We start from the raw sequence: 17,277 nt of genomic DNA, 5'->3' as shown, positions 1-17,277 counted from the left end.
GTCCCCGCTCAACGCCCCGTCGCACCAATGGAGTTGCACCATGAAGACCGCCAACCTCACCCTCAGAGGCGCCGCCCTCGCCACCGCCGTCCTCCTGGGCGCCACCGCCTGCGGGTCCGGCGACTCCGCCTCCTCCACCGCCAACCCCAAGGTGACCGTCATCCTCGGCACCGCGTCCGACTCCTTCTACAACACCCTGGGCTGCGGCGCGAAGGCCGAGGGCAAGAAGCTCGGCGCCACGGTGGACGTCCAGGGCGCGACCACCTTCGACCCGGCGACCCAGACCCCGATCCTCACCAGCACGGTCGCGAAGAAGCCGAACGCGATCGTCATCGCGCCGACCGACTCGAAGGCGCTGGGTACGCCGCTGAAGCAGGCCAACGAGGCCGGCATCAAGATCGTGACGGCGGACACGGGCCTCGACGACACGAGCTTCATCTCCTCCGCCGTCTCCTCCAACAACGAGGAGGGCGGCGCCGAGGCGGCCCGTACCCTCGCGAAGCTGGTCGGCGAGAAGGGCAAGGTCGTCATCATCGGCGGCACCCCGGGTGTCACCACGGCCGACCAGCGGATCAAGGGCTTCGAGACCGAGATCAAGAAGTACCCGGACATCACCTTCGTCGGCGTCCAGCCCTCCACCCCGAGCGGCGGCGTGGTCGAGGCCGCCCGCCTCACCGCCGCCTCCCTCTCCAAGGACCCGGACCTGGCGGGCATCTTCTCCATCAGCACCCCGGCGAGCGACGGTGCCAACAACGCCATCAAGGACGCGGGCAAGGTCGGCAAGGTGAAGGTCGTCGGCTTCGACGCGGGCCCGGCGCAGGTCGAGCAGCTGAAGAAGGGCACGGTGCAGGCGCTGATCGCGCAGAAGGCGGAGGAGATCGGCGCGGAGGCGGTGCGGCAGGCGGTGAACGCGGTTCAGGGCAAGAAGGTGACGAAGACGATCGGGACGTCGTTCGTGTCGATCACGGCGGACAACCTGGGCGACGCGAACGTGAGCAAGTACGTGTACAGGTCGACCTGCTGACGACTCGTCAAACTCTGGTTGGATCCTCTCCGGCGACAACTGCCGGGTGACTCCGTCCCGTCACCGGGGCGGAGTCACTTCGACGCCCGCAGGTTGTCCCAGGTCGCCCGCTTGACGATGCCGTTCACGGCCAGTCCCTTGTCGATCTGGAAGTTCTTCATCGCGGTCTCCAGCCCCTCACCGAACACACCGTCCACGCCGGTGCCGCCGATGTCGTACCCGCGCAGCATGAGGATGCACTGGACCTGCTTGACGCGCACCCCGGTGTTGCCGATGGCCGTGCGGACCTTGCCCGCGTAGTACGTGCAGTCGGTGACCCAGGGTGCGGTGTTCGCGGGCTCGGTCGTGGAGACGACCGGGGACGGCGTGGGAGTGGGGGTGGTGCCGGTGCCGCCGTCCGTTCCCCCGTCGGTACCGGTACCGGTACCGGTGTCCGTGTCGTCCGTGCCCGTGGTGGGGTCCGTGCCGGTGTCGGGGTTCGCGGGGTCGTCCTCGCCGTCGTCACCGCCCCCTCCGGAACCGGCGGACTGCGAGGGTACGGCGGGGCCGTCGGCGCTCTCGGTACCGCTGCCGGACGTGGTCGGGCCCGACTTCCCGTCCGCCTTCTCCCGCACCGGCGCGGAGGCACCGCCTTCGGCCACGGTGCCTGCGGAGTCCGTCGCGAGGGTCTCCGGCGGCGCGGCGCTCGCGTCGTCCGCCGGGCGGGCGAGTACGACGACCAGCGCGGCCACGGCACCCAGGGCAAGGACCAGGGCAACGGCCGGTACGGGTCTGCCCCGGACCCAGGCGACAACTCCCCCCGGCCGCCGCTGCCCTGGGGACGTCTCGGCGGACGCGGCCCCGGCCGACTCGGCCCGCTCGGCAGCCGACGGCTCGGCGCCCCCGGCGGCGACCGGGACGGGCAGCGCGGGGTTCGGCCGGTGCCCCGGGGAGCGCAGTTCCGCCGCCCGCGCGACGGGGACGCGGTACAGCACGTCGTACGCCCGCTGCCGCTCCAGCACCCGGCCGAGCAGGGGCTCGGGCCACGGGGAGTCGGCCACCGAACCACCGGCACGCCCACCCGGACCCACGGCACGCCGGCCGCCATGGCCGTCGTCACCGCCGCCGAGCAACGGGTCCGGCCAGGGGGCCACCTCCGGCAAGCCGTCCGCACGCCCACCCGGACGCATGTCACCACGCTGCCCACGCCCGTCGTTGCCGTCGCGCGGCGGGTCCGGCCACAGGGGCGCCTCCGGCGAGCCACTCGCATGCCCACCCGAACGCACGTCACCCTGCCCGCGCCCGCCCGGGCCCAGCGCACGCTGCCCGCCGCCCCCGTCCGTCTGCCTTCCCGACGCCGACCGCCAAGCCGCCCCTCGGGCCAGCGCCGCCGTCGCCGCGTCGATCAGTGCCGCCGGGGCCGGGCGGCGTTCCGGTTCCTTCGCCAGACAGGCCGACAGGAGGGTGCCCAGGGCCGGGTCCGCCGCCGTGATCTCGGCGATCACCTCGGCGGCGGGTTCCTCGAAGGCGACCCGGTGCATCACGTCCACGCCGGTGCCGTCGCCGAAGGGGGCCCGGCCGGCCGCCGCGTAGATCAGGGTGCCCGCGAGCGAGAACACGTCGGAGGCGGCGTCGCTGTGGCCGGTGCGCAGGTACTCGGGTGACATGTAGGCGGGTGTGCCGACCCGGTTGCCGGTGCCGGTGATCGAACTCGCGTCGGCGGCCTTGGAGATGCCGAAGTCGATGACATGGGCGCCGCCCAGGGACAGCAGCACGTTGGACGGCTTCAGGTCCCGGTGCACGATTCCCGTGGCCGCGAGATCGGCGAGCGCCTGGCCCAGTTCCGCCACCAGCCGCCAGACGGCGCCCGGCGTGAGGGCGCCGCCCTCCCGTACGGCGTCGGAGAGGTCGATCGCGGGGAGATACTCCGTGGCCATCCACAGCAGCTCGTCCTGGAACCCCGTACCGCACAGCCTCGGTGCGCGCGGGGTGCGGACCCGGCCGTGGACCAGTGCCTCCTGCTCGAAGCGGCGGCGGAACATCGCGTCCTCGGCGTACTCCGGGCGGATCACCTTGACGGCGAACAGGCCGAGCGTGTCGTCCGAGGGGCGCGCGAGATAGACGCGCCCCATCCCACCGCTGCCGAGCAGCGCCAACGGCACGTAGGGGCCGACGCGTTCGGGGTCGGTGGGGCGCAACGGCGCGGCGCCCGTCTGCCGCAGTGCGGCAGCTTCGTCCGTCACGGAACCCCCGAAGTGATGTGCTGGGAACGCCAGTTCGTGCTACTGGCAGCAACGAGGCTAACCCAGCCCGCGCTTACGCACAGGGTTTCGATCAGAACCGGGGGTCACGAACGCGGCAACGAAGGACGTCCAGGCGGGGGCGGGGAAGACAAGGGCTGGAATGTCCGGCTTCTTGGAGTCACGGACCGGTACGACGGGGAGGTCGGCGGCGACCTCGACACACTGGCCGCCCTCGGAGTTGCTGTAGCTGCTCCTGCGCCATCTCGCCGCCTTCAGGTCGATGCCTCGCACGGTGCTTCCTCCAGCAGCCGCCCGAGGTACGCGCGCGACCCGGCCGGGGACAGAGCCTGGTCGCGCAGCGCGTCGTAGGCGTGCTGCAGCCGGTCGAGCGGGGTGTGCTCCTGGACGAGTTCACCCCACTGGGCGGTCTCCACATAGGCGACCGTACGGCCGTTCGCCAGCTGCAGGAACATCACGTCGGTGCTGTCCAGGCTGCACGGCCCGGCGCTGAAAGGCAGCACCTGGATGGTGACGTACGGCAGCTCGGAGGCCCGCAGCAGATGCTCCAACTGCTCGCGCCACGCGCCCCGTTCGCGCAGCGCCACGCGCAGGACGGCCTCGTACAGGATGGTGCGGAAGCGCGGACCGCCCTCCCGGGTCAGCAACTCCCCCCGGCCGAGCCGCGCCTCGACCTGCTGGGCGAGTTCGTCGCCCCGGATGTCGCCCGCGCCCAGTACCTCGGTCGCGTACCCCCGGGTCTGGAGCACGCCCGGCACCCTGGTGACACCGAAGTGCCACAGGCTCACCGCCTCGGACTCCAGCCGCATGTACTCGCGGTAGGGCTCCCTGAACTCGGACCTGTCCCCGAGCGCCAGCTCCCACAGCGTCACCAGGAAGCCGTCCACGCCGAAGTACTGGTCCAGCGCGACGACCACGTCCGCGCTGCCCAGCGTGTGGCCCTTCTCCATCTTCCCGAAGAGCGAGAAGTCCCAGCCGACGCGGTCGCCCAACTGCCGCAGACTGTCGCCGTTCCGCTCGCGCAGCGCCCTCAGTTCCTCGGCGAACCGCGCCCGGGGCTCCTGGCTGCGACTCGTCACCGTACGTCTCTGCGGTCGCTGTGGTCGCTGTGACATCGCATCCCTACCCTGCGCACCCATGATTCTCACGCACGGTAGTTCAATGGATGCGCAGGGCACAGGAAAAGGTCAGGACACCCCCTCTGCGGGTGATCGCCCTCTTGACGGGCGACCTGCCGCTCTCCGGGGCCTCACAGCCGCTGGATGATCGTCCCCGTGGCGAGCGCCCCGCCCGCGCACATGGTGATCAGCGCGAACTCCTTGTCCGCGCGCTCCAGTTCGTGCAGGGCGGTGGCGATCAACCGGGCCCCGGTCGCGCCGACCGGGTGCCCGAGGGCGATGGCCCCGCCGTTGACGTTCACCTTCTCCAGGTCCTGGCCGAAGACCCGCGCCCAGCTCAGCACCACCGAGGCGAAGGCCTCGTTGATCTCGATCAGGTCGATGTCCTTCAGCGTCATGCCCGCCTTGCCGAGCACGGCCCGGGTCGCGTCGACGGGACCGTCCAGATGGAAGTGCGGGTCGGCGCCGACCAGCGCCTGGGCCACCACGCGTGCCCTCGGCCGCAGCTTCAGCGCCCGCGCCATCCGCTTGGACGCCCACAGCAGCGCGGCCGAACCGTCGCTGATCTGGGAGGAGTTGCCCGCCGTGTGCACGGCCGTGGGCATGATCGGCTTGAGCCGGGCCAGCCCCTCGGCGGTGGTGTCCCGCAGCCCCTCGTCACGGTCGACGAGCCGCCACATGCCCTGCCCCGCGCCCTGTTCCTCCTCCGTGGTGGGCACCTGGACGGCGAACGTCTCCCGCTTGAACCGCTCCTCCGCCCAGGCGACGGCGGCCCGCTCCTGCGAGAGCAGGCCCAGCCCGTCCACGTCCTCGCGGCTCAGCCCACGCCTGCGGGCGATCCGCTCGGCCGCCTCGAACTGGTTGGGCAGGTCGATGTTCCACTCCTCCGGGAACGGCTTCCCGGGCCCGTGCTTGGACGCCGCCCCCAGCGGCACCCGCGACATCGACTCCACCCCGCAGCTGATCCCGACGTCGATGACTCCCGCCGAGATCATGTTGGCGACCATGTGCGAGGCCTGCTGCGAGGACCCGCACTGCGCGTTGACGGTCGTCGCCGCGGTCTCGTACGGCAGGCCCATGGTCAGCCAGGCCGTGCGGGTGGGGTTGGCGGACTGTTCGCCGGCCTGGGTGACCGCGCCGCCGACGATCTGCTCGACGCAGTCGGCGGGGATGCCGGTGCGGCCGAGGATCTCGCGGTAGGTCTCGCCCAGCAGATAGGCGGGGTGCAGGTTGGCGAGCGCGCCGCCGCGCCTGCCGATGGGGGTGCGTACGGCTTCGACGATCACGGGTTCCGCGGCCATGGTGGGGAGTTCCTCTCCTCAGGTCACCCGCGCGGCGCGGGCGTCCCGGCCACCCGCCACGCAGAACTAGTACGCGTTCTAGTTCTGGTTGCAGTCTGCTGACGGGCCGTCCGACATCGCAACCCCCTTGCAGCGCCCGATACCACAAGTGGTGCCCGGAATTGGGTTCGTCGCACCCCTTGCCTCTTCTAGAACCCGTTACTACCTTCACGGCACCACTATTCCTGATGGACCGTCAGATACTGCTCAGATGACGGGAGTTTCCGATGGCGCGATGCCCCGCGCTGCCCGAAGGGTTCGACTTCACCGACCCTGACGTGCTCCAACACCGCATACCCCTGCCGGAGTTCGCCGAGCTACGCGCCACCGAACCGGTCCACTGGATATCCCAGCACCCCGGTATCGCGGGCTTCGCCGACGAGGGCTACTGGGCGGTGACCCGGCACGCGGACGTCAAGTACGTGTCCACGCACCCGGAGTTGTTCTCGTCCACCACCAACACGGCGATCATCCGCTTCAACGAGCGCATCGAGCGCGACGCGATCGACGCGCAGCGGCTGATCCTGCTCAACATGGACCCGCCCGAGCACACCCGGGTCCGCCAGATCGTGCAGCGCGGCTTCACCCCGCGGGCGATCCGCGCCCTGGAGGACAACCTCCGGAGCCGGGCACTCGCGATAGCGGCGAACGCCGCCGCCCTGGGCGGCCCCTTCGACTTCGTCACGGAGGTCGCCTGCGAACTGCCCCTGCAGGCCATCGCCGAGCTGATCGGCATCCCGCAGGAGGACCGGCTCAGGATCTTCGACTGGTCCAACAAGATGATCTCGTACGACGATCCGGAGTACGCGATCACCGAGGAGGTCGGCCAGCAGTCGGCCATGGATCTCATCGCGTACGCGATGAACATGTCCGCCGACCGCAAGCAGTGTCCCGCGAAGGACATCGTCACGACACTGGTGGCGGCGGAGAACGAGGGCAACCTCGCCTCGGACGAGTTCGGCTTCTTCGTCCTCATGCTGGCGGTGGCGGGCAACGAGACGACCCGCAACGCGATCACCCACGGCATGCACGCCTTCCTCACCCACCCCGACCAGTGGGAGCTGTACAAGAGCGAACGCCCGGCCACCACCGCCGAGGAGATCGTCCGCTTCGCCACACCCATCGTCTCCTTCCAGCGAACGGCCACCCAGGACACGGAGTTGGGCGGCCAGAAGATCAAGGAGGGCGACCGGGTAGGCCTGTTCTACTCCTCCGCCAACCGCGACCCCGAGGTCTTCGAATCCCCGGACGTCTTCGACATCACCCGCGACCCCAACCCGCACCTCGGCTTCGGCGGCGGCGGCCCGCACTTCTGCCTCGGCAAGTCGCTGGCCGTCATGGAGATCAACCTGATCTTCAACGCCCTGGCCGACGCCATGCCGGGCCTCACCCTGGCGGGAGACCCCCGCCGCCTGCGCTCGGCCTGGGTCAACGGCGTCAAGGAACTCCAGGTGAACGCCCACTGAGACCGAACACGGCAAAACCCGGAACACCCCGAAGAGACTCGGGCCGGCGGCATCCCGGCGCCGCCGGCCCGTCCTCACGTGAGGCAGGGGCCAACCCCTGCGCCCCGCCCCTGCCTCCGGCCATGCCTCGCACCGCCCGTAGACTTCTTGGACGACTGCAATTGCAACTACGACGGTGAGGCGTGCCGGTGCGATCCTGGCAACGTTGTCTGGACGCGGCGGGAGTGACGAGCGGCAGTGACCGCGCCGCCTACCTGAAGGCCAAGCAGTTCATGCTGAGCCGGGAACCCGCCGGCCATCTGGCGGTACGGCTGCTGATCCCGCCCCGCCTGCAGCCCCACATCCTCGCCGGATACGCGTTCGCGTCGTTCACGGACGACCTGTGCGACAGGGGCACGGTCCCGGAGCGGACGCGCCGCTACGAGGGCTGGGCCGAGCAGGTCCGGGCGGCCCTGGACACGGGCACCGCCCGCCACCCCCTCCTCCGCGCCTTCCTGCACACCGCCGAGAAACGCGAACTGCCGCGCGCCTGGGTGGACTCGTACCTGGTCGGGGCCCGAATCGACCTGGACTTCGGCGGTTTCACGACCGAGGAGGACTACCAGGCGTACATCGAGACCCTCACCTGGCCGTTCCTGATGATCACCTCGGGCCTGTCGATGCCGGGCGGCGGCAGCAGGGCGTACGCGGACAGCTGCCGCCTGCTGGCGGACGCCTGCCAGCGCACCGACTTCCTGACCGACCTGGCCGAGGACCTCCGCGACGGCCGCCTCTACCTCCCGACGGACGACCTGGAGAAACACGGGGTCGTACGGGCGGACCTGGAGCGGGGCCGGGACCTCCCCGGAGTACGTTCCCTGCTCGCGGCCACGGCGTCGACGGCCCACGCGACCCTCCGCGAGGCGACGAGGATCATCGCCGAACTCCCCGAGGAACAACGCCCGTTGACCCGCTTCGTGATCCTCCTGCACGACCACCGCCTGCGCCGGGCAAGTGCGATGGGCGCGGCAGTGACCCGGGGCCCCGTACGGGACAACCCGATCGAGTGCGTCCGGATACTGGCAGCGGGCCGACGCCCACTGGACCTACCTGCACTTGAGCCGAGGGGCGCCGAAGGTTTTTAGGGGCGCGGGGCTGTATCAATGTGCGGCTCCGCCGCGTGGGCGCGACAAGCCCCCACCGGCCGGCACCCGACGAACAACCTCACCACCCGCCCCCACCCGAGCCCGCGGCCCCATGAACGCATACGACAGCCCGAACCCGGCCAGAACCACCGCAGCCCCACCCACCGCGTCCAACACCCAGTGATTCCCGGTAGCAACGATCGCCGACACCGTGAACAACGGATGCAGCAACCCCAAAACCTTCATCCACCACTTCGGCGCCACGATCGCGATCACCAGCCCACACCACAAAGACCACCCGAAGTGCAGCGAGGGCATCGCGGCGTACTGATTGGTGAGCGCGGTCAAAGTCCCATAGTCCGGCTTGGAAAAGTCCTGCACGCCGTGCACCGTGTCGATGATCCCCAGCCCCGGCATCAACCGGGGCGGAGCCAGCGGATACAGCCAGAACCCGACCAGCGCGAGCAGCGTCGCGAACCCGAGAGACGCCCGCGCCCACCGGTAGTCGACCGGCCGCCGCCAGTACAGAACCCCCAGCACGGTCAGCGGCACCACGAAGTGGAACGACGTGTAGTAGAAGTCGAAGAAGTCCCGCAGCCAGCCGATCTTCACGACCGTGTGGTTGACCCAGTGCTCGATGTCGATGTGCAGGAACTTCTCGATGTCGTGGATCTCGTGGCCGTGCGCCTCGGCGGTGGACCGCCCGCCCGTGGTCGTCCCGCCGGTCGCGGCGAGCCGGACCTTCTGGTAGGCGGCGTACGTGACCCGGATCAGCAGCAGTTCGAGCAGCAGGTTGGGCCGCGTGAGCACCCGCCGCATGAACGGCAGCAGCGGCACCCAGCCGAAGCGGGCCGGGACCGGCGCGGCGTAGTCCGTCGGCACCGGTGAGCGGTAGTGCTCCGAGGTGCGGGACAGGAACGGCACAACGGTCGCGGCGGCGACCGCGGCGAGCAGTACGACGTTGTCCCGGACCGGGTGCAGCGCGCCCATGTTCGGGATGACCATCTTGGCGGGCAGCGTCATCACGATGATGACGGCGACCGGCCACATGTAGCGGTCGGAGGCCCGCTTGCCGACCCGCCCGACGACCGCGAGCAGCAGCCACAGCAGCTGGTGCTGCCAGGTGGTCGGGGACACGGCGATGGCGGCGCACCCGGTGATCGCGACGGCGAGCAGCAGCTGCCCGTCCCGCGCGTACCGCACGGCCCGCCGCAGCCCGAGGACGGCGACGCCCGCGCCGAGCACGAGGAACAGGGTGATTTCGAGCGGCCCCTCGACGCCGAGCCGCAGCAGCGCGCCGTGCAGGGACTGGTTGGCGAGGTCGTCGGCGGCGCCGCCGAGTCCGACGCCGCCCATGTGGTGGACCCAGTAGGTGTACGAGTCGTCCGCCATGGTGACCCACGCGAGCGCGGTGCAGGCGGCGAAGGTGATCCCGGCGGAGGCGGCGGCCCGGCGTCGGCCGGTGAAGTACAGCAGCGGCGCGAAGAGCAGCACGGTGGGCTGGAGGGCCGCCGCGAGGCCGATGAGGGCACCGGCGGCGCGTTCCTCACGGGCGACGAAGCAGCCGAGCAGGACGAGGAGGACGGGGATGATGCTGGTCTGGCCAAGGTGCAGGGTGTTGCGCACGGGCAGCGACAGCATCAGCAGGCTGATGGCGACGGGCGCGGCTAGCAGCGCCGTACGGCGGCTCACGGGCTGCGGCAGGGCGCGGGCGGCGACCACGCCGAGGGCGACGACCAGGAGCAGGGTGCCGAAGGTCCAGCCCCAGCCGAGGGCCTGCTCGGCGGCGCGGGTGAGGGGCTTGAGGACGAGTCCGCCGAAGGGGGTGCCGGTGAACTGCGTGGAGTCGTAGAGCGAGCCGTTGACATGCAGGACGCCGTTGGTCCCGACCCAGGTCTCCAGATCCGTGAGCCGGTCCGCCTTCGGGGTGCTGAGGACTGCGGCCACCTGCCGTGCCGCGAGGACGGCGACGACGAGCCACAGCGCCGCACGGGCCGCCTTCAGCCGTGCCTGCGCCGCCCCGGCGGCGCCCACTCCGAAGGCACCTCCCGCTCCACCACCGTGCTCTGCGTTCGCCACGCGCCGTAGGCCTCCCGCCCCGTTCGTCCCATACGCCCCATGGGCACCGTCTGTCCCACGCGTCTCATCCTGTACGAATCCCTAGAGAATCGCACTGCCTCCGATGAAGGACGCGAGCAACCCCCTCTTTACCTGAGGGACCCCTGGCTTTCGTCCGGACGACGATAGTCGGCCTGGGGCGGGGTTCCCTCCCCCGGCACCGCCACAGATCGCACAGAGGCGAGAAACCGTCCGCTTTCATGCCGGAACGGACAGCCTCGGCCCAAAGACGATCGTGGTCGGCCGGGCACCGGGAGTAGCGTCGGCGGGATGCGCATCCTGCATCTCTCCGACACGCACATCGATCACGCCGGCGCCCCCAACCGCCACGGCGTCGACACCACCGCGTCGCTCCGCCGGATGCTGGCCGACGCGGGGCAGCTCGCCGGGCTCGGGGCCGTCGTCGTCAGCGGGGATCTCGCGGACAGCGGAGCCGCCGAGGAGTACACGGTCGTACGGGACCTCGTGGGCGGGTTCGCCCGGGAGCGGGGCATCCCCGTGTTCTGCACCACCGGCAACCACGACGAGCGCGGCGCCTTCGCGAAAGTGCTGGGCAGCGGGCATCTCGATCCGGCGGGCGGCGACCGGGCCGACCTCCGACTCACCTCCCCCGGCGGCGAGTTGGCGGCGGCGAGCACCGTCGACGGGCATCGGATGGTCACCCTCGACTCGCTCGTCCCCGGCAAGGTGTACGGCCGCCTCGGCGCCGCCCAACTCGACTGGCTGCGCGAGCTGTTGCGCACCCCCGCGCCGCACGGCACCACAGTCGTCCTGCACCATCCGCCGATCACCCTCGACAACCCGCTCCAGCGGGCCCTCGGGCTGGCCGACCCGGCGGACCTGGCCGACGCCGTGCGTGGCAGCGACGTACGACTCATCCTGTGCGGGCACTTCCACCTCCAGATCATGGGCTTCCTGGAGGCGGTGCCGGTGTGGGTCACGCCTGGCGTGTACAACCGGGTCGACCTGACCGGCCCGGCGGGCACCGAACGGGCGGTGCGCGGGGCCTCGGCCACGCTCGTCGACCTGGGGTCGCCGCACGGCCCGCTCTTCCACACGCTGCACGCCCGCGACCCGCGCGCGGGCGAGACGGTCTACGAACTCGACGCGGCGCGGATCAGGGAAGTGATCGCCCGCGAGGGCCACGACTGACGCGGTTCACACTTTCGGCACACACTTGGACACACACTGCGTACTTCGCACCCCGATCACCCTGATCACCCCGATCACGCCGGTCACGCCGGTCACGACCGGAAGGTACGACTCTCATGAGCGAGTCCCAGCGCTGGGATGACGTCGACGACTACTTCGCCGGCCTCCTGGCCCCGGCGGACGACACCCTGGAAGCGGCGCTGCGCGACAGCGACGCGGCGGGACTGCCGCCCATCAACGTCGCCCCGAACCAGGGCAAGCTGCTCCAGCTCCTCGCCCAGCTCCAGGGCGCCCGCACGATCCTGGAGATCGGCACCCTCGGCGGCTACAGCACCATCTGGCTGGGCCGCGCGCTCCCGGCCGACGGCCGGCTGGTCACCCTGGAGTACGACGGGAAGCACGCCGAGGTCGCCCGCCGCAACCTCGCCCGCGCGGGCCTCGACGCCATCGCCGAGGTGCGCACGGGTCCCGCCCTGGAGTCGCTGCCCAAGCTGGCCGACGAGAACCCCGAGCCCTTCGACCTGGTCTTCATCGACGCCGACAAGGTCAACAACCCGCACTACGTGGAGTGGGCGCTGCGGCTGACCACCACCGGCAGCCTGATCATCGTCGACAACGTGGTCCGCGGCGGCGAGGTGACCGACGCGGACTCCGCCGACCCGAGCGTGCGCGGCACCCGCGCCGCCCTCCAACTCATCGCCGACCACCCGAGGTTGAGCGGCACGGCGATCCAGACGGTGGGCAGCAAGGGGTACGACGGCTTCGCGCTGGCGCGGGTCGTGGCGTAACCGGGAGCCCTGGGCCCTGGTCTCAACCCTCGTGGTAGAAGCCCACGTTGACGCTGCGCGGCCCGGTGCGGTCCTGGACGATGATCTCGCCGGCCCCGCCCCGGGGCAGCGGCACGCTCCCGCCGTACGGCACGGTCTGGGCGTACTCGCCCACCACCAGGCGGACTTCCGAGGACGGGTCGGGCTGCGAGCCCTGCAGCCAGGAGAGATGCCAGGTGTTGTCGGGGCCGCACAGGAACTCCAGATGGACCCTTGAGACGAACAGCCAGTCGTCCGGGGTGACGAGACGGCACACTGCCTTGTCCCTGCCCACCCGCATGATGGCCCCCGGTTCGCTGGGCGCCTCGGCCATGAGCATGCCGGCCGTGGCGCCGGCGTCCGTCCCTGAGACGGTAGCCATGGTGAGTTCGAGCACGTGCGCTCCTTCAGATGAGCAATTCCTGTACGGCAGCAATGTTGACGCACCGCCGCCGCATGATAATTCGTCCCATCGTCGGGTCGGGCAAGGTCCGGCACAATGGACACATGACCGATCGCAAACCGCCTGGTGTGAGTTTCGAGACCTGGGTCGACCGACAGATCCGCGAGGCGGAGGCCCGCGGGGAGTTCGCCGAGCTGCCCGGAGCGGGCAAGCCACTGGCCGACGGTCCTGACACGTCGTACGACGAACTGTGGTGGGTCAAGCAGAAGATGGCCCGCGAGGGCCTCTCCGTGCTGCCGCCGACGCTGGCCCTGCGCAAGGAGGCGGAGGACGCGCTCGCGGCAGCGCACAAAGCCCCCTCGGAGGGGGCGGTGCGCCGGATCGTGACGGAGATCAACGCCAAGATCCGCGACATGATGTTCAAGCCGCCGCCCGGCCCCCCGCTGGGTCTCAAGCCGTACGACATCGACGAGGTCGTACGGCAGTGGCGGGAGGCGCGGGCGGAGTAGCGGCGAAGCGGGGGTGCGGCCGGCTCAGCTGTGGAGCAGGCGTTCCGCCAGTTCGCGGTAGTCGCGCAGGGCGAGCCGGAGCTTCTCGGTGTCGCTGTCGCCGGCGGCGCCACCGCCGGACTGCCAGGACCCGCGCACGGTACGACGAGTGCGCTCCACCGCCTCCGTGAACCGCTCGGCGACCTCGGCGAGCACACGGTCGGCCTCCTCGACGGAGTCCTTGGGCCCGTCCACGAACCCGGAGACGGCGTGCTGCAGCCGGAGCGTGAGCTTGTCCCGCTCGTCCTGCGCGAGCAGCGCCATCCCGTGCGACGACTGACCGGAGGCCCGGTCGGCCCGGTCGGCCCGGTCGGCCCCGTCCACCGACGGCCTGACGGGCGCGGGTGCGGCGGACGGCGGCGGTACGACGGGAGCGCCGCCGTGCGTCTTGCCCGCCTCGGGCCGCCCGGTGGCCACGCGCTCGGTGGCCGCCCGGTCGGTGCGAGCCCTCTCGCCGTCCGACCGCGCGATGTCCGGCTTCCCGGAGTCCGACTTGTCACTGTCGGGCCGCTCGGTACCCGCCCGCTCGGCGCCGGGCCTCTCGGAGTTCGGCTGCCGGGTGTCCGACTGCCTCGGGTCCTGCTGCTGCCGTGAGTCCTGCTGCTGGGCGTCCAGCTTCTTCACGTCACGGTTCTCGATGTCCGCCATGTGGGTCAACTCCCCTTCAATTGAAGCTTGTTGTGCCGTGACTTCGACCTCGGTCGGTGCTGCTCCGGCTGGCTGACCAGGTCGTCGAAGAGAGCCCGGGCGTCGATCATCGCCTCGCGCATCTCCTCCGTGTCGGCCTGCTCCCCCTGGGTCGCGTCGTGCAGGCGCCGGTAGCCGTGCACATGCTGGGCGTGGTGCACGGAGAGCGCGTCGATGCGGTCCGCGTGCCGGTCGCCGTCCGGGAAGCCACGGGCGCCGGCCAGCTCGGCGAGGAGCCGGTCGACATCGGCGAGCGCCTGCTGCGGCGACTCGACGAAATGCTCCTGGGCGGCTGCCCAGCGGGCCTCGAAGCGTTCGCGCTCGGCGGGCTCCAACGGCAGTTCCCGCAGGTCGCCGTGGCGCTGGACGCGCTCGGCGAGTTCGCGGTCGGCGGCCTTGGTGTCCCCGTCGTGCCGGGAGACGACCCGGTCGTACTCGGGCCCGAAGCGCCGTTTCAGACTGCGTGGGCCGTGACTACCGGCGGCCCGCCGGTTCAGGGTGACCGCGCCGACGGCGAGGACCGCGACGACGATCACGATCAGAACGATGAGCACTGGTGTGGACATGGCTGCCTTCCGGATTTCCTCGACGAACAGGCCGGTTCAGTCACCGAGTTGCCCGGAAGCCGCTCCCCAAACGACCCGGTGGAGAATGCCGCCCATGACCTGGACCGTCGCCCCGGAACCCTTCGACTCCCCCATCGCCGTCGCGCTCTGGCGGGCGTACTACACGGAGGTCAGCGACCGCTGGTACCTCCTGCACGAGGGCCGGCCCACGGACCCCGGTGAGCTGGATCGGGAGGTCGCGACCCACTCCGGCGCCGAACTCGCCCCGCCGGGCGGGCGGTTGCTTGTCGCCCGGCACAAGGGCGAGCCCGCGGGCAGTGCGGGCGTACGGCTCCTCGACGCCACGACCGCCGAGCTGACCCGGGTCTTCCTGTACGAGAGGATGCGGGGCAGGGGCGGCGCCGCGCTCCTCGTGGCCGCGGCGGAGGACGCGGCACGGGTTCTCGGCGCCCGGCACCTGGTCCTCGACACCCGGGCCGACCTGGTCGAGGCACGCGCCCTGTACGCGCGCCTGGGGTACACGGAGACCGGGCCCCACAACGACGACAAGTACGCGGAGCACTGGTTCCGGAAGACCCTGAGGAGTTCGGACGGCCTCGGCTGAGCCTCAACCGGCCTTGTCCGCCGAGCCGTTGTGCGGCTGCTCCGCGTCCGAGCCGCACAGCTCCTCGTTGAGCAGCTTCACCAGCTGGACCAGGTCGGTGGGCCGGTCAGGCCCCCACCAGTCGCCCAGCAGCTCGGCCAGGGACTCCTCCCGGGCCCGCGCCAGCCGTTCGGCGACCTCGCGCCCCTCGTCGGTGAGGACCATGTCGAGCCCCTCGCGCACCCCGAGCCGCCGTTCCTCGACCTGCCGGGCGGCCTCGATGATCACGGTGAGCGGTACGGAGCTGCGCTCGGCCAGCACCGCGGGCTCCGCCCAGCCGTACCGCCGGATGCGCAGCAGCAGCCAACTGGCCGCCGGGTAGAGGTCGTAGCCGGCCCGTTCGGTGATCGTCCGGTAGATCTCGCGGCGCCCCTCGCGGGTGCCGAGCACGGACAGGGCGCGGCACACCTCGTCGTAGGAGGACCGCTGTACGGGGTTGCTGGCGAGGGTCTCGGTGACGTCGGGGGCGGTCACCGAGCCGCGCAGCCGGTCCTCGCGCAGGAACCAGGCGAGGACGAAGCCGAGGACGGCGACCGGGGCGGCGTACAGGAAGACGTCGGTGATTGCGGACGCGTACGCCTCCAGCGCGGCCGGGCGCAGCGCCGAGGGAAGGGCGGCGAGGCCGCGCGGGTCGGACTCCAGGGCGTCCACCGAGACCCCGGTGGGCAGTTGGGCCCCCCGGAAGGCGTCGGTGAGCTTGTCGCCGAGGCGGCTCGCGAAGACCGTACCGAAGACGGCTACGCCGAAGGAGGCGCCGATGGAGCGGAAGAAGGTGGCGCCGGAGGTGGCGACGCCCAGGTCGGCGTACGAGACCGCGTTCTGCACGATCAGCACGAGGACCTGCATGACCAGGCCGAGGCCGATGCCGAAGACGAGGAAGTAGGCGCTCATCTCGGCGGTGGAGCTGTGCTCGTCGAGCCGGTGGAGCAGGAGGAGGCCGAGGGCGGTGACGCCGGTGCCCGCGATGGGGAAGACCTTCCAGCGGCCGGTGCGGCTGACGATCTGGCCGGAGGCGGTGGAGGCGACGAGCAGCCCGAACACCATCGGCAGCATGTGCACGCCGGACATCGTCGGGGAGACGCCGTGGACGACCTGGAGGAAGGTCGGCAGATAGGTCATCGCGCCGAACATGGCGAAACCGACGATGAAGCTGATGACGGCGGTGAGGGTGAAGGTGCGCAGCCGGAACAGCTTGAGCGGCAGGACGGGCTCGGCGGCCCGCCGCTCGACGCGGACGAAGACGAAGGCGAGGACGACCCCCAGCACCGCGAGCCCGACGATCCGGACCGAGCCCCATCCCCACGAGGCGCCGAGCGAGGTGACGAGGATCAGACAGGTGGCGACGGAGGCGATGAGAAGGGTGCCGAGGTAGTCGATGACGTGCCGTTCGGACCTGCGCGGGATGCGCAGGACGGTCGCGATGACGGCGAGGGCGACGGCGCCGACGGGCAGGTTGACGTAGAACACCCAGCGCCAGCTGAGGTGTTCGGTGAAGAGCCCGCCGAGCAGCGGCCCGAGCACGCTGGTCGCCCCGAACACGGCACCGAACAGCCCCTGGTAGCGCCCGCGTTCGCGCGGCGGGACGAGATCCCCCACGATCGCCATCGACAGCACCATCAGCCCACCGCCGCCGAGCCCCTGAAGCGCCCGGAACCCGATCAACTGGGGCATGTTCTGCGCCATGCCGCAGAGCGCGGAGCCGATGAGAAAGATCACGATCGCGGCCTGGAAGAGCTGTTTCCGGCCGTACTGGTCGCCGAGTTTGCCCCAGAGCGGGGTGGCCGCGGTGGAGGCCAGCAGATACGCGGTGACCACCCAGGACAGGTGATCCATCCCGCCGAGATCGCTGACGATGGTCGGCAGCGCGGTCGACACGATGGTCTGGTCCAGGGCGGCGAGCAGCATGCCGAGGAGCAGGGCGCCGATGGAGACGAGAACGTTCCCGGGCACGTGTTCGGACCCGGGAGCCGTCCGCCTTTCGTCCGCCACGTCTCCCGTCCTACCGCGTGCTTCCCCGGCCATGAAGTCCTCCAGTGACTCTC

At 71.0% G+C, this 17,277-nt stretch carries 16 protein-coding genes; 7 read left to right on the top strand and 9 right to left on the bottom strand.

The annotated features are described in order from the left end of the window. Positions 1-40 precede the first annotated feature (40 nt). On the top strand, positions 41-1,024 hold the full coding sequence (locus CW359_RS20750; RefSeq protein ID WP_105971512.1) for an ABC transporter substrate-binding protein: 984 nt from the start codon (positions 41-43) through the stop codon (positions 1,022-1,024). Between the two features lie 74 nt (positions 1,025-1,098). Here the strand turns inward: CW359_RS20750 and CW359_RS46590 are convergent, their stop codons facing one another. The 4 genes from CW359_RS46590 to CW359_RS20725 all read right to left on the bottom strand — a co-directional run bounded on the left by CW359_RS46590 (position 1,099) and on the right by CW359_RS20725 (position 5,683). Continuing rightward, positions 1,099-3,246 carry a serine/threonine-protein kinase gene (locus CW359_RS46590; protein ID WP_232838491.1) on the bottom strand — a complete coding sequence of 716 codons (2,148 nt, stop codon included), beginning with the start codon at positions 3,244-3,246 and terminating at the stop codon, positions 1,099-1,101. Between the two features lie 57 nt (positions 3,247-3,303). Next, positions 3,304-3,537 carry a DUF397 domain-containing protein gene (locus CW359_RS20735; RefSeq protein WP_105971510.1) on the bottom strand — a complete coding sequence of 78 codons (234 nt, stop codon included), beginning with the start codon at positions 3,535-3,537 and terminating at the stop codon, positions 3,304-3,306. Next, a complete protein-coding gene (locus CW359_RS20730; protein ID WP_105971508.1) occupies positions 3,519-4,379 on the bottom strand; it encodes a helix-turn-helix domain-containing protein in 861 nt (286 codons plus the stop codon). The genes CW359_RS20735 and CW359_RS20730 overlap by 19 nt, the downstream gene beginning before the upstream one ends. Positions 4,380-4,513: 134 nt before the next feature. After that, positions 4,514-5,683, bottom strand: coding sequence for a steroid 3-ketoacyl-CoA thiolase (locus CW359_RS20725; protein ID WP_105971506.1), 1,170 nt, complete (start codon positions 5,681-5,683; stop codon positions 4,514-4,516). A gap of 266 nt (positions 5,684-5,949) precedes the next feature. On the opposite strand from CW359_RS20725, the gene CW359_RS20720 reads away from it, so the two are divergent. Further along, positions 5,950-7,188, top strand: coding sequence for a cytochrome P450 (locus CW359_RS20720; RefSeq protein WP_105971504.1), 1,239 nt, complete (start codon positions 5,950-5,952; stop codon positions 7,186-7,188). Positions 7,189-7,412: 224 nt separating this feature from the next. Continuing rightward, entirely contained in the window at positions 7,413-8,312 is a 900-nt protein-coding gene (locus tag CW359_RS20715) for a phytoene/squalene synthase family protein (protein WP_105971503.1), read from the top strand. Positions 8,313-8,327: 15 nt separating this feature from the next. Here CW359_RS20715 and CW359_RS20710 read toward each other — a convergent pair whose 3' ends face one another. Continuing rightward, positions 8,328-10,391, bottom strand: coding sequence for a bifunctional glycosyltransferase 87/phosphatase PAP2 family protein (locus CW359_RS20710; protein WP_232838490.1), 2,064 nt, complete (start codon positions 10,389-10,391; stop codon positions 8,328-8,330). A gap of 309 nt (positions 10,392-10,700) precedes the next feature. Between CW359_RS20710 and CW359_RS20705 the strand changes: the two genes are divergently transcribed. Beyond that, positions 10,701-11,582, top strand: coding sequence for a metallophosphoesterase family protein (locus CW359_RS20705; protein WP_105971501.1), 882 nt, complete (start codon positions 10,701-10,703; stop codon positions 11,580-11,582). Positions 11,583-11,698: 116 nt separating this feature from the next. Beyond that, complete coding sequence (locus CW359_RS20700) at positions 11,699-12,370, top strand: O-methyltransferase (RefSeq protein WP_105971500.1); 672 nt, start codon at positions 11,699-11,701, stop codon at positions 12,368-12,370. A 22-nt stretch (positions 12,371-12,392) separates the two neighbouring features. Here CW359_RS20700 and CW359_RS20695 read toward each other — a convergent pair whose 3' ends face one another. Then, entirely contained in the window at positions 12,393-12,785 is a 393-nt protein-coding gene (locus tag CW359_RS20695) for an FHA domain-containing protein (RefSeq protein WP_105971499.1), read from the bottom strand. 110 nt (positions 12,786-12,895) lie between these two features. Here CW359_RS20695 and CW359_RS20690 point away from each other — a divergent pair, with 110 nt between their 5' ends. Further along, the gene (locus CW359_RS20690) at positions 12,896-13,300 is read left to right on the top strand and encodes a DnaJ family domain-containing protein (protein ID WP_105971498.1); all 405 of its coding nucleotides are present in this window, start codon (positions 12,896-12,898) and stop codon (positions 13,298-13,300) included. A 24-nt stretch (positions 13,301-13,324) separates the two neighbouring features. Here the strand turns inward: CW359_RS20690 and CW359_RS46585 are convergent, their stop codons facing one another. Together CW359_RS46585 and CW359_RS20680 are read right to left on the bottom strand one after the other, a co-directional pair. After that, entirely contained in the window at positions 13,325-13,987 is a 663-nt protein-coding gene (locus CW359_RS46585) for a hypothetical protein (protein WP_232838489.1), read from the bottom strand. A gap of 5 nt (positions 13,988-13,992) precedes the next feature. Further along, complete coding sequence (locus CW359_RS20680; RefSeq protein ID WP_157968600.1) at positions 13,993-14,592, bottom strand: hypothetical protein; 600 nt, start codon at positions 14,590-14,592, stop codon at positions 13,993-13,995. Between the two features lie 85 nt (positions 14,593-14,677). Here CW359_RS20680 and CW359_RS20675 point away from each other — a divergent pair, with 85 nt between their 5' ends. After that, positions 14,678-15,196: a GNAT family N-acetyltransferase gene (locus CW359_RS20675; protein WP_198655304.1), complete on the top strand. Its 519-nt coding sequence runs from the start codon at positions 14,678-14,680 to the stop codon at positions 15,194-15,196. 3 nt (positions 15,197-15,199) lie between these two features. Here the strand turns inward: CW359_RS20675 and CW359_RS20670 are convergent, their stop codons facing one another. Further along, on the bottom strand, positions 15,200-17,257 hold the full coding sequence (locus CW359_RS20670; protein WP_105971493.1) for an MDR family MFS transporter: 2,058 nt from the start codon (positions 17,255-17,257) through the stop codon (positions 15,200-15,202). Positions 17,258-17,277 lie beyond the last annotated feature (20 nt).

This window comes from Streptomyces geranii, assembly GCF_002954775.1.
In the GTDB taxonomy this organism is placed as follows: Bacteria; Actinomycetota; Actinomycetes; order Streptomycetales; family Streptomycetaceae; genus Streptomyces; species Streptomyces geranii.
Note: the sequence above shows the minus strand (reverse complement) of the source record. Positions and strands in the feature narration are given on the sequence as shown.